General features: G+C 54.3%; 8 protein-coding genes. 2 read left to right on the forward strand and 6 right to left on the reverse strand.

Annotated elements, in window-relative coordinates; translation table 11 throughout:
- Positions 1 to 793: 793 nt before the first annotated feature.
- A complete protein-coding gene (locus BM022_RS11030) occupies positions 794 to 2632 on the forward strand; it encodes an ABCB family ABC transporter ATP-binding protein/permease (protein ID WP_091139292.1) in 1839 nt (612 codons plus the stop codon).
- Here BM022_RS11030 and BM022_RS11035 read toward each other — a convergent pair.
- Positions 2590 to 6747: a chemotaxis protein CheB gene (locus BM022_RS11035; protein ID WP_091139293.1), complete on the reverse strand. Its 4158-nt coding sequence runs from the start codon at positions 6745 to 6747 to the stop codon at positions 2590 to 2592. The two genes, BM022_RS11030 and BM022_RS11035, sit on opposite strands and share 43 nt — an antisense overlap.
- A 237-nt stretch (positions 6748 to 6984) precedes the next feature.
- Here BM022_RS11035 and asd point away from each other — a divergent pair, with 237 nt between their 5' ends.
- The gene (gene asd, locus BM022_RS11040; RefSeq protein WP_256209130.1) at positions 6985 to 7863 is read left to right on the forward strand and encodes an archaetidylserine decarboxylase; all 879 of its coding nucleotides are present in this window, start codon (positions 6985 to 6987) and stop codon (positions 7861 to 7863) included.
- 115 nt (positions 7864 to 7978) lie between these two features.
- Here asd and galU read toward each other — a convergent pair whose 3' ends face one another.
- From galU to BM022_RS11070, 5 genes are all read right to left on the reverse strand, one after another.
- Positions 7979 to 9013: a UTP--glucose-1-phosphate uridylyltransferase GalU gene (gene galU / locus BM022_RS11045; protein WP_091139297.1), complete on the reverse strand. Its 1035-nt coding sequence runs from the start codon at positions 9011 to 9013 to the stop codon at positions 7979 to 7981.
- Positions 9014 to 9115: 102 nt separating this feature from the next.
- Positions 9116 to 10666, reverse strand: coding sequence for a cytochrome B6 (locus tag BM022_RS11050; RefSeq protein ID WP_091139299.1), 1551 nt, complete (start codon positions 10664 to 10666; stop codon positions 9116 to 9118).
- Positions 10667 to 11058: 392 nt separating this feature from the next.
- Positions 11059 to 11466 carry a DUF4870 family protein gene (locus BM022_RS11060; protein ID WP_091139302.1) on the reverse strand — a complete coding sequence of 136 codons (408 nt, stop codon included), beginning with the start codon at positions 11464 to 11466 and terminating at the stop codon, positions 11059 to 11061.
- A gap of 159 nt (positions 11467 to 11625) precedes the next feature.
- The gene (locus tag BM022_RS11065; protein WP_256209131.1) at positions 11626 to 12429 is read right to left on the reverse strand and encodes an MlaA family lipoprotein; all 804 of its coding nucleotides are present in this window, start codon (positions 12427 to 12429) and stop codon (positions 11626 to 11628) included.
- A gap of 161 nt (positions 12430 to 12590) precedes the next feature.
- Positions 12591 to 13757, reverse strand: coding sequence for a cysteine desulfurase family protein (locus BM022_RS11070; protein WP_371264328.1), 1167 nt, complete (start codon positions 13755 to 13757; stop codon positions 12591 to 12593).
- Between the last annotated feature and the right edge of the window lie 40 nt (positions 13758 to 13797).

Here is a 13797-nt window from a genome sequence, read left to right on the forward strand (position 1 = left end):
GTCGATGTCTTGCTTGCCAAACGCAATCTCTTCGAGGCCGAGTACTCTCTAACCGCTACCCACCGCCTCCATCTGGTATCCGTCGTGCAGCTCTATAAGGCCCTCGGTGGAGGTTGGGGAACAGAGTGAGCGGCGCTGTTGCAGGAAATGAAGCCAGCCACGCGGTCAGGCGGCGGCGAGCGGAAATTTAATTACTTTCGTCAGCCCCCGTCAAATCTGCTTTTGTTCGCTCCAACGCTCGAAAGCACGAAGAACTCTGTCTGCAGGCGTGGCATCGTAGCTGCGCGTCAGGCAGATAATAGACCGCCGCTTACTCCACTGGCTGGTCGCGCGAGTTTCTCACCTGAGATTGGAATCGGCGCCATGCGATATGATCCAGCAATTCCGCTGGCTATCGAGAAACACGAATTCCTCCGCGTCGAGTATTGCGAGCTACTCGAGGTAGTATACGGTGGCGCGAATTGGAACAATAATTGCCAGTCTAGCAGGGGACCAGCAATGTGATGTCAGGATTGTGGGTGGCGGCAGGCAACGGAGGCTCAATCCCTACTTCATTGTCACGATAGCAAGCGATTTCCGTTTTTCTCTCTCGGGTGGTGACCCCTGCGCGAGGACGTGCTGGACCGCTTGTTCCCGAAATGAGCATATGGTGGGAGGGTCTCCTTCTCCTCAGGTAGCTCTTTGGCATCTTGGGACAGATGAAGACGACTACTCAATCCCGTTATCGGGCGATGATAAACCAACGATAGACTTTTTTACCCTCTTTACCATGCGCCACCGATCTTTTTAGCGAATGCGTCCCACCCGTTTGGAACAGCCGTCGGCAAATCGCAAAGACTGGAAAACCATCCGCTCCTTGCTGCCATACCTTTGGGAGTTCAAAGGCAGGGTAGTGCTCGCGTTGGCGCTGCTCGTCATGGCCAAGCTCGCCAACGTTGCAGTGCCACTGGTTCTCAAGGAAATCATCGACGCGCTCGACCAGTCGCGCGCCCTTCTGACGCTGCCGATTCTACTGCTGCTAACCTACGGCGCGTTGCGCCTGTGCAGTACGCTGTTCGGCGAACTGCGCGATGCGGTATTTGCCAAAGTGACGCAACGCGCTATCCGCCGGGTGGCGATCCAGGTATTTAGCCATTTGCATGCGCTGTCTCTACGCTTCCACTTGCAACGCCAGACCGGAGGGGTTTCGCGCGATATCGAGCGTGGTACCCGCGGAATCTCCTTCCTGCTTAATTTCATGCTGTTCAATATTTTGCCCACTCTGTTGGAAATCAGTCTGGTGGCAATCATTTTAACCACACGATACGACATCTGGTTTGCGGTGATCGTCTTCGTTACATTGGCGGCCTATATCGCCCTTACGCTGATCGTCACCGAGTGGCGCATGATTTTCCGGCGCACGATGAACGACATGGACTCGAAAGCCAATACTCAGGCCATTGACAGCTTATTGAATTACGAGACGGTCAAATATTTTGGCAACGAAGCATGGGAAGCGCAACGATATGATGTTCACATGCAGAAATGGGAAGCCGCGGCGGTACGCAATCAGACCTCCCTCGCAGCACTTAACTCCGGGCAAAGCGCCATTATTGCACTAGGAGCAACGTTATTACTCTGGCTGGCGGCCGATGGGGTGATCGAGGGCAGCATGTCACTGGGCGACCTGGTGCTCGTCAATGCGTTCATGCTCCAGCTATACATGCCTTTGCATTTTCTGGGCTTCGTTTACCGTGAAATAAAGCATTCCCTCGCTGATATGGAAAAAATGTTCAGCTTGCTTGCGGAGAAGGAAGAAATAAAAGACAAACCAGGCGCAGGCGACCTTGTCCTGCAGGACCCCGCGGTACGTTTTGAAGATGTGAATTTCAGCTACGAACTCAATCGCCAGATTTTATTTGACGTCAGCTTTGACATTCCGGCGAGCCGCAATATAGCAGTGGTAGGGCATAGCGGATCGGGCAAATCGACATTGGCGCGGCTTCTTTTCCGCTTCTATGATGTTACCGGCGGCGGTATCCTGATAAGCGGACAGAACATTAGTGATGTAACTCAGAGAAGTCTGCGCGCAGCAATAGGCATCGTTCCCCAGGATTCGGTCTTGTTTAATGACAGCATTTATTACAATATCGCCTACGGACGTCCTGATGCCCCGAGGGAAGAAGTTCTTGAAGCAGCAATGTCCGCGCACATACACGATTTTATCGAAAGCCTGCCGGATAAATACGAAACAATGGTGGGCGAGCGTGGGCTGAAACTTTCGGGTGGCGAAAAGCAACGTGTCGCTATCGCGCGCGCGATCCTGAAAAAACCGGCGATCCTGATCTTCGACGAAGCCACGTCGGCACTTGATTCGAAATCGGAAAAACTGATCCAGGCGGAACTGAAGCGTATCGCGTCCGATCGCACTACCCTGACAATTGCGCATAGGTTATCCACCATCGTCGATGCAGATCAGATTCTGGTCATGGACAAAGGCCGTATTATCGAACGAGGCACGCATAGAGAACTCCTGGCTGCAAACGGAACCTACGCCCATATGTGGGAATTGCAACAGCAGGAAGAACAGACGCAGCTGAAGTTATTGGATCATTCGCTGACGCCCCCCCTCCCGCTGCGACCGCCAGCCTGAATTTCAGGTCGCGATCCCTCGCCGGTTCTCATCGCCTGGATTATCTTGTGAATGTCTTCGGCATTGACCGGCTTGATCAGGTGATAAGCAAAGCCAGCCTTCCTCGTCTTCTCGATATCATCAGGCTGCCCGTAGCCGCTGTAGGCTATCAGTATCGTGTCTTTCGTCTCCGCCATCTGCCGAAAGCAGCTGGCCAGCATTATACCGTCCGGTTCCGGCGTGCTTAGATCAAGCAACGCAGCCTGCGGAAGAAACGACGCGGCTTCCGTAACTGCGGAGGCCGAGTCGTAGGCTGTTCGCACTTCGTATCCGTATGAAGCCATCAGCATTGCCGTCGAATCTGCACTATCGACATTATCATCGACAATCAGGATACGCCCCGCGCGAGGGACCGGCTCGCATTGAATGATTTGGGGCTTTTCGGCAGGGGTATCGGAGATGGGAAACCGCAGGGTGAATAGACTTCCGTGGCCCGCACCCTCACTGAAAGCTTCGATTGAACCGCCATGCAACGACACCAGCTGAGACACCAGCGCCAAACCGATACCAAGGCCGGCGCTCGACTTTCGCACCGCGCGCTCCTCCTGTGCAAAAAGGTCGAAGATCCGCGGCAGCATGTCCCTAGGTATTCCGATCCCGTTATCCTTTACCTGTAGCACCAGCTCCTTATCCTCACGGTGGGCATCGAGCGAAATTTTGCCGCCCACGTCGGTAAATTTTGACGCGTTGGTAAGAAGATTCTCGACAATCTGAGTAAGGCGGACTGAGTCGCCATGAATAAGAAGCGGCTCATCGGCTATGGAAATCGTTAACTGGTGCTTGCGTTCATCGAGAAGCGGCTTCGTCGAATCCATGGCATGCCGCACAACCTCTGCCATATCGACGGTTGCTTTCCGCAGAATCAGCGTCCCGCGGGTAAGCCGCGCAATGTCCAGGAGGTCGTCTACCAGATGGGTAATGTGATTCACCTGACGCGTAATGGTTTCTCTCGCCCAAGTTACACGGGGATCGTCGGAGTTAACCAGTTGCAGGACCTGGGCGGCATTGCGGATGGGGGACAGCGGGTTCCGGAGCTCATGCCCGAGGGTGGCCAGAAATTCATCCTTGCGTCGATCGGCGTTACGAAGCTTTTCCTCCGCGTCCTTGTGGTATTGAATATCAACGCTGGAGCCTACAAAGCCGACGAGCCGCTCGCCCTCGAATCGCGGCACACCGACAAAACGCATCCAGCAATAACTGCCATCACCCTTGCGCAGCCTCAATTCGTGATCGTAGCCTCGGCCACCTGCTTCCGCAGAGGCGCAGGTTGCCAGGTAATCTGGAAGATCCTCGACATGAACAAGTTCCTGCCATTTTGAGTCGAGCAGGTTTTCCGCGGCCCGCCCTGTATCATGGACAAAGCGCTGGTTGACGAATTCCAGCTTTGCTCCGAGTCCACTAATCCAGATAAACACTGGCGAGGTATCGGCAAGCGTACGGAACCGCTTTTCGCTTGCCCGGATCTCTTGTTCCGCTCGCTTGAGCATGTCTATCGGAGCGAAGGTAACCACCACCCCGCCGATATCGCCTTCGTCCGTAAAATAGGGCAGGATTCGGCGCAGGTAAAAATGTCCGTCAGAAGTATGAACTTCGAGTTCGCTCGCCACCCTGGACGCCTGCACCTCCCGCGCCGCTGAAAGGAGGTCGTTAGGCACTAAAGACGAAGCAAAATCCCCTATCGGACGCCCGATGTCCGAAGGAATGAGATTGAACAGGTGCCGGGACGCAGGCGTGAAACGCTTGATTACCAAGTCATTATTAAGAAACAGAATGGGGAATTCGCTGCTTGCCAGCAAATTCGCCAGGTCTTCATTTGCTATCTGCAGCTGTCCAACGGCCCGCGCGAGGTCGGAATTGACCGTGTTAAGCTCTTCATTAACGGATTGCAGTTCTTCTTTCGATGTCTCCAGTTCCTCGTTGGCAGACTGAAGCTCCTCGTTCATCGACAAGGCTTCTTCGTGTGCAATGCGAAGCTCGACATTATTCTTCTCAAGGGCTTCTATGGTCGCTTCAAGGTCCAGCCGTGTCAAACGCAGGTCGTCCTCAAGCTGGCGCCTGGCCCACGACTCAGTATCACTAACTGCCGGGTTCGGCCCCACATTGACATTTTCATACTCGAACGTGATTAGCAGAAGGCCCTCGCTCTCTTCACCAGCCTTAATAGCTCTAATCCTTAACTGCCGATCTACCCCCTGAGGTCCTGCTCCCGGTGGAAGCACGATGTCACCCGCATTGCCTTCTTTGCGAGCGGAGTGAATAACCGCGCGCAGAGCAATGCGCATCTCCTCCGATACCATGGACAGCAAATCCCGCGTTGCCGCTCCTTCCGGCTGCCATAGAAATTCACGCGTGGGGCCATAGAAGTACAATACGTGCGCTTCCCGATCGATCAGTACCGCAGTTGCAGAGCGCTGCTTCAGCAGGAGCTCACGTACCAATTCCGAATGGGGCACGCGGCGCATCTGATCCGCCGCCGCAAGCTCCAACCCAAGCCGCGTTGGGGGTGCTTCAGCAATCAGCGGCAGCCGGAGCGGTACCTTATGCTTCATGGGTAAAGCGCGATAGATGCGGTGTTGCCTGTCGAACGGCGTAAAAAGCTCATGACACTCGCCCACTGCTTCGGATTTTCCGAGAAAAAGATATCCCTCAGTGTTGAGTGCGAAATGAAACATGCGCAGAAGCTTATCCTGTACTTCGGGTTTAAGATAAATCAGCAAATTGCGGCAGCTGATAAGGTGGACATGAGAAAATGGGGGGTCGGCAATAAGGTTGTGCTGCGAAAACATGATCTGTTCCCGAAGCTGTTTCTGCACCACAAATCGCCCCGTCTGGCTTCGGATGAAATATCGAGCCAGCAAGTTCGGCTTTAAAACCGTAGTAATGCTTTCTGGATAGCTACCTGAGCGCGCCACCTCGAGCGAGGCAGGGTCGAGATCGGAGGCGATAATATTCAGTTTAATGTTCAGCCCCCGCTTGCTTATGAATTCGAGCAAGGCAATGCCCATGCTATAAGCTTCTTCACCGGTAGCGCAACCCGCGACCCACACCCGCAGCGGCTGACCCGAATTGAGGTTTTCTACTATCCTCGGTAAAACCTCGCGCTCAAGCGGCTCCCACGCAGCGGGCTCCCGAAAAAATTCTGTTACTTTGATCAGGAAATCTGCCCCCAGCGCGAGGATCTCGGGTGGGTTTTCCTTAAGGTAGGCTGCATAGCTGTCGAGCGTCTGAAAGCCAAGCAATGCCATTCGCCGCTTTGTGCGCCGCATGATCATGCCTTCCTTGTACCCGCGGAAATCTCCTCCTCCTCTAGTGCCCAGAAGAGAGACAATTTCCTTCAGAACCTCGGCTTCTCCCGCTCGCCGTTCGACAGGGTGCAATCCCGGCCACATCCCTGACCGGCTAATATATCCTGCTAGCGCCTCCCCCATCTTCTCGATGGGCAATACATAATCGACCAGCCCGGTATCGATCGCACTCTCCGGCATCCCTGGATGCTGGGCGGTTTCAGGCGCTTGCGCGATGACCATCCCCCCCACGGCCTTGATGGCCTTAAGGCCCACTGTGCCGTCATGATCAGCTCCGGTCAGCACGATGCAAATAGCCTTTTCCTGCTGCTCTTCCGCAAGAGATATGAAGAGGCAGTCGATCGCCCGCGGCAGCGGACGAGGCGCGGGCATCGGCTCCAGGCGTAGAATGCCCCCTTTCAATAGCAGATAGCGGTTGGGCGGAATAATGTATACCGTATCGGGCTCCACTGCAGTATCGTTGACTACCTGCAAAACCTTCATCGACGTGCTTTTCGCCAGAATATCCGCCAATTTGCTTTCATAATCTGGCGCCAGATGCACAACTACCACATAGGCTGCGCCCATCGATGCGGGCAGAGAGCGAAATAAAACCTGCAACGCTTCCACCCCTCCCGCAGAAGCCCCAACGCCAACAATGGGAAATGATGGCTGTGCATTGGCGCTGGAATTTTCATCCAGCATCGACGCATCGGGCAACTCGCTGACTGTAAAAGGATTAGAAGCTTCCGTCTGAGTCGGGACGGATTTTTTTTCATCAGAAGGTGTCATATTTCAACGAGCGTCGATAAAGAACTGAGAAGACGAAAATGCTACCAGCACGGAAGCGTCAACAAGAAGAGCATGCAGACGCCACCGGGGATATATTAAAGAGAGGTATTAATGAGGCGCAGAAGTAAATAGTGTCACAAGGCCTAAGTTCAAAACGTCTTCGACGCCGACTGGTGAACGTCAAGACGTGGGCAAGTCAAGATACTATAATGCCGGATATTTTATTGGGTGTCTAAAGTGTCAACTCCATCTTTCTCTGTGTTTCCTCAATACCTGATGCCAAAGCGGGCCATGACCGCCTTGGCGGGGCAAATCGCCAATGCTGATGCCGGGCGTCTTACGACTTTCATTATCCGCAGGTTCGTCAAGCGCTACGGCGTGAACATGGAGGAAGCGGTCAACCCGGACATACAGAGTTACCGGACCTTTAACGATTTTTTTACCCGCGCGCTGCTTGCGGAAACACGACCAATCGCTAACACGGATTACATCTGCCCGGCAGACGGGATAGTAAGCCAGTTGGGCGTGATCTCGGGCGATGAAATATTTCAAGCCAAAGGGCACAATTATTCCGCCAGCGCACTGGTAGGCGGCGATAAGGTGCTCGCAGCAAATTTTTCTGAAGGGAATTTTGCGACGGTATATCTGAGCCCCAAGGACTATCATCGAGTCCACATGCCTTGCAAAGGCCGGCTGCTGCGCATGGTGCATGTTCCAGGCTCGCTGTTCTCGGTAAACCCTCTCACCGTTCGCGGCGTCCCCGGTCTCTTTGCACGCAATGAGCGCGTGATTTGCGTATTTGAATCGGATGAGGGACTGTTTGTTATGGTCCTGGTTGGCGCAACGATCGTAGGCAGTATTTCAACTGTATGGCATGGCGTCGTAAATCCGCCTCGTTCAGGCGAGGTACGGCACTGGCAATACGGCGCTGGTTCGCAGGATGTGGTGCTTGAGAAAGGCCAAGAAATGGGCCGGTTCCAACTCGGGTCAACCGTGATAATGTTGTTTCCAAAAAACAAACTGGTCTTTAATGCGCTCTGGAAACCCGGCCGGACTGTGCGCTTCGGAGAGACGATGGGATCAAAAGTTGGAAGCAAAAGCCAGCATACTATTTAGCACACCAATTGGCAACCGCACGAACTCGCACATCCCAGCGCTTGGCTATTGAACGCTTGGGGTCTCCTCTTCTGGATACCCATGCTTTGCCAAGCAACTGGTTATGGAACGTCCTTCACGCGGTTTTCAGGATGGCCGGCTTTACTTCCACCCCCTCAACGAAATCGGAATTACAAGATCCCTCTTCCACCAACTGTCGCCCGATTCGTAGCAATATGTCGCGAAATTCGGCGCCCACTTCTGGATGCTTCAAGCCGAATGCTACTGTCGCCTCCAAAAACCCCACCTTGCTTCCACAATCGTAATGCTTGCCTTGATAACGATAAGTCATTACCTGTTCAAGTTTAAGAAGACGAGAAATCCCGTCAGTAAGTTGAATTTCCCCTCCAATTCCAGGATCCAGGCTCGCAATGCAATCGAAGATCGCGGGGGAAAGGATATATCGACCGACAATCGCCAAGGTCGAGGGGGCCGCTTCAGGCGCTGGTTTCTCCACCAAACTGCGGATTTTCATGCTGCGGCCCGTGGTGTCCTCGCCATGAGCATCGACTATTCCGTAGCGCCGGGTCTCCTCGCGAGACACCGTGCGTACCGCCACCAGGCTGGCGGAAAGTTGCTCATACTGGGAAATCATCTGAGCTAGTACAGGAGGCTGCCCGTCGATCAGATCATCCGGAAGCAACACCGCGAAGGGTTCATTGCCGACCAAATGCCGTGCACACTGAATGGCATGACCCAGCCCTCTAGGCTCTTCCTGACGAACAAAACTGAAACGAAGGCCATTGTGAGTCAATTGCCGCAGCGTTTTCAATGACGCATGCTTCCCTTGCGAGGCCAGCTCTGCTTCCAGCTCGACCGCCCGGTGAAGGTGGTCCTCGATGCTTCGCTTGCTGCGATGAGTGACAAAAATAATCTCTTCAATGCCAGCGGCCGCCGCTTCGTCGACTGCGTATTGGATCAGCGGCCGGTCGACGATCGGCAGCATTTCCTTGGCTATCGCTTTCGTGGCGGGGAGAAAGCGCGTGCCCAGCCCGGCGACAGGGAAGACCGCCTTTCGCACCACCTTTGTTGATCTGCGGCTGGATGATGCAGTGTTGAGCGAAAGTACATCTTTTCGGTTTGCGACTACAGGTGCGGCGGAAATGCTCATAAGTAATCTCTCCTGAGTTGTCGTACAACAGATAGTCTCCTCATGCGAGTATCTTCCGTGGTGATACCCTTTATGCCCCTTATCCCGAAAAACGAGTGCTCGCTAGAGTTGTCGCATATAGGCAACAAGATCCGATTTCTCTTCGTTTGTCAGCTTGAGCTGTAGCACCAGGTTAAAGAATTCGACGGTATCTTCGAGCGTGAGGAGGCGGCCGTCATGGAGGTATGGCGGACTATCCTTTATTCCCCGCAACGTAAAAGTTTTCATCGGGCCATCTCCAGGCTCGTTAAGGAACTGCTCGAGCTTGAGGTCGTGCATTTGATGATCAAGAAACGAAGGTGGCTGGTGGCAGCTCGAACACTGCCCTTTTCCGAAGAAAACATTCTCGCCACGCAGCTCTTTTTTCGTGGCCTTAGTTGGGTCGAGCCGTCCTCGGCTATCCAGTTTTGGTGCTGGCGGAAAATCCAGCATGTTCTGGAATTGCGCCATGTGGCTCACGTGAATCCGGTCAATTACCGGAAAGCCTTTTTTCATGGCGTGGATCGGATCACCGTTGAAATAGGCCGTCCGGAATTCAAATTCGGTGAAATCTTCCACAGAACGCAAGCTGCGTTTTGAACCGTGGATTTGCTGGTTGAACAAGCCGCGCAAGCTGGTCGTGTCGAGGCGGAAACGCCGTTCCTGCGGCCTGATATCGGGGCTGAGGTGAAACTGCCCGGTGGTGTGGCCATTTACGTGGCAATCAAAGCACGTCACCCCAAGGCTGGCTTGCGCGCTTTTACGGTCATCGGTCGGGTTGAATTCTTCCTGTGGCAGCGGCGTGAGTAGAATCTGAAGTCCGTTAAGCTGGACCGGAGTCAGAATATCTTTGAACAGGCGGTAGAAATTGTTGATCGATACCACCTCTCCCCGCGACACATCCCCCAATTCGGGGCGATTTTGAAGAAAGATGGCAGGAGGAAATTCCGGCAGAAACGCATCCGGGAGGTCGAATTCAACATCAAACCGCTCCAGTCGAGGGAACATCCGTGTTTGCATCTGAGGAAAGACCTGCCCGCCCGTAGCCTGCTTCGGGTGCGGCAATGCAGGATAGGGAAACACGTTTTTGCTGCGAATTTCCTCAGGAGACATAGCGGCGAGCCGCTCCCAGCTCAGTCCCGCCGGCAACCGTGCCGTGGGGCCAACCGCGAGCGGTTTGCCCCGGGTCATCTTCGCCTCCTTGTCCAGACGGGGAGTCAGGTCATAGCGACGGTTGAGCAATTCCTGCTGCGTCCTCATCACCTTGGGTCGGTCCGCGACGTCGGCCTTCATGGTTTCCTCGAAGGTCTGCATCGGCCGCTTCGCGTTTAGGGGGTCGCGAAAGAAATCGAACCCCAGCACCTTTCCCTTATCGGGCTGATTATTGAAAGCCGGGGAAGCCGGCAGCGCATTCTGGGCGTCGAACACGGGGGAACGGTCGTGTTCATTTTTTTTCTGCTCCGGACGGGTGGTCGGTACCTCCCGAACTGTTTGAGCATTCTGAACGGCATCCCCCGAAGGCGCACCTGCAGCGGGAACGTTCTCGTTCTGACTACTTTGGCTTAAGGCGCTGTTCATTACGGTGCCGAAGCCGGCCAGCCCCACACTCAGTATCAGGACATTGATTTTTTTCATGACTTATCTCCGTATCTGGTCTTGAACGCTGCCCCAGTGTGAATTACGCCAGACTGCTTGAGCTTGCACTCCTTGACTCGGGCCTGAGGCTGGAAGCGGACAAAATCGCGCTTTTGCCAATAATTGCATGCGAGAGCAGGCAGGTCTGTTCGCAAGCGCACACTATGATTCGCCAGCCCGTGTATATTGACGTGCCGGGGAAGATGAATCAGGGTTATCTTTCATAGGAAGCAGTGGCTCCGAATTACAGAAGCGCGACGGCCACCCTGAAAATGAGGGAAGAAAAGGGGACGAACCCGAAGGAAGGAAAATGACGTACGGCTAAAAGTATCGTGAGTCGTACTCGATTCCGGCGTACGGCGGGTACTATCAGGTAAGGAAGGAGGCAGGGACTAGGCCGGCATGGATTTACCGTCGGAGAGAGCCATCCAACCCCGGACGATGCGGTATGTTACCCAGATTCCCGCGCCCACTACCAGAATATATCCGATCGGAATACCGATCACCGTAGCGAAAAGCATTGCGGCCGTCACCAGCCAAAGCAGGGTGTACCAGAAGGTCCTTATCTGCCAGCCGAAATGCGAGTCGAGGTAGGTGCCGCGCACCTCATCGCGCTTTACGTAGTTGATGATGACAGCAATGATCGATGGCCATCCGGTAAGAAACGCCGTAACGATGAGCGCCGGCCCCAGTATCCCCATCAGGATGCTGAACGCATGCAACAGATAAATGAAATGTGTTAGACGAACGACACGGGGTGGGGGGACGGTGGACACAACTCGTGAGTCGGGTGCGGTCATTTTCGTACTCGCCAATTCGTGTCATTTGCAATAGAACCGGTTTAGTCGTTGTCCAGATCATTATCCGATTCCACAAATCGCCGGTATAAGCCTAAACCAACTTAGTACAATAAACAAAGCAGGTTTTCGCTTGTATCCTAATTTTTTGCCATCGCGACACTACCGGAGAGAAATCACCTCCTCTGCCGGATCTTCATAAACTTCCGGCGGTGGGTTGCCGTCGTAGATTAAATGCTTGCGCTGTTGCAGGTAGGCGTCGCGCACAAACAGGTATGGTTCCAACGCGGCTTCATCCCGAATGCGCATGGGCCCTGACAGCCGGGCGCGCTTTTCAATCACGCCGAGCACTGTAATGGGTACGGTAACGGGCGCGCCTACAACAAACCAGCCGATCCAGAACATCGGATGGACAACTGCAGCGAAGGGAATTCCTGACACGTCCCGATCAGTGCTAGGCCCAAGCAAAGGGATGAACAAATAGTTTTTTGCGTCCATCCCCCATACCCCGAGCGTTTGACCGAAATCCTCGTCGTGCGCAGGCAAACCCATGCGTGTAGCCACGTCGAAGAGTCCGGCTATGCCAACGGAAGAATTGACCGCAAAACGTAACGTATCCTCCGCTCCTTGACGCATTTTGCCCTGCAAAAACGCGTTGAGAAACACATTCGGATAGAGGAGGTTGTCATAAAAATGACCTATCGAGCGGCGCATGCGATCGGGCACAAACTGGATATAGTAATCCGATATCGGCTCCAATATCTTCCGGTCGACCACATCAGTAAACACGTAGAACTTGCGGTTGACGTTCTCGTAAGGGTCACGCGTCTCGAACGAATTGGCGTCCTTGCCGTTGGCGCCCGTAGTGGCGCAACCAGAAAACAGCATTACGCTGAATAGCAGCACGACAGTTGTAAGATATTTATGTTTCACGATAGATAAGAAGAAGTGGGCACGCCGGAGCACGTCCGCTCCCTGTGGAAAGCGGATATGCGGAAAATACCCTGATATTACTTTGAGACTATTTGAAGAGTAAAGAGATAATCACGCCTGAGCAGCAAATCACCTCTCGCCGCTTGTCGTATCGGCGCTACCGGTTGCCGTTGGTGGGGCCTATCGCGGGTTCATCAGCCGCTTACCGCGGTCATGTTCACTCGCCTCAATTCCTGAGCCACACTGCTTACAGCGCGAATAAAGTTTTCCACCTGCACGGAAGAATTGCTGTTGCCCAGACTTACGCGAACCGCACAACGCGCGAGGTCCGCGTCCACCCCCATGGCTTCAAGGACGTGACTGCGGCCGGGATTTACGCTCGAGCATGCGGCACCACTTGCCACCGCGAACCCAGCCCTGTCGAGACGAACGACCAGCGTGTCGCCTTCAATTCCGGGTAAGGCAAAATAACACGTGTTGGGTAATCGGGAGGCGCCCCATCCGAAGATTACGGCGCCCATCTCCAGCAAGCCCTGCTCCAGGCGCGCATGCATTTCAGTAATACGGCCGGCCATTTCGGACGTTCGTTTTTTTGCTAACTCGCAGGCGACGCCGAAACCGACAATGGCGGGAACGTTTTCCGTACCCGAACGCATGCCCTGTTCATGTCCGCCTCCATGGATGAGTGGCTTTAGCAGGAGCCGTTTATCTATGATCAGCGCTGCGGCACCCTTGGGGCCATAAACCTTGTGGGCGGAGATTGTAAGCGCGTGCACCTTGAGGGATGAAAAATCCACCGGAATTTTCCCAAACGCCTGCACTGCGTCAGTATGCATCCACGCGCCTCGCATGCGGAATTTTTCTGCAATTGCGGCCACATCCTGTATGACGCCAGTCTCGTTGTTCGCGAGCATGACAGATACCAGACCGGGCTGCTCTTCCAACAACGCTTGGTCAACGTCGCCTGTCTCCACACGTCCCAGGCTGTCAACGTCCAACCTGCGTAAGTTCCAGCCTCCATCGCGACCGCGGGCCAACTCCTGAGCCGTTCGGATTATGCATGGATGCTCGATCGAGCTTACCACGACGCGTGTTGGTTTAAGGTACCCAGCCGCGCCACGGATAAACAAATTGTTCGCCTCTGAACCGCCACTGGTAAAAATCACTTGTGACGGCTGAACCCCAACCGCGTCTGCGACTTGTTCCCGCGCAAAATCCACGGCACGGCGGGCTGCCATTCCGGGGGCATGGCGGCTGGAGGGATTGCCGAAATCACGCTGAAAATATGGCAGCATTGCCTCCAGCACGGCATCGTCCACCCCGGTTGTCGCGTTATGGTCGAAATATGTGTAAGTCATCATCCCGTGCTGCTAACGGCGAACGCGTCCGCCGCTTGGATTT

It is taken from the genome of Nitrosospira sp. Nsp14, from assembly GCF_900113575.1.
In the GTDB taxonomy this organism is placed as follows: domain Bacteria; phylum Pseudomonadota; class Gammaproteobacteria; order Burkholderiales; family Nitrosomonadaceae; genus Nitrosospira.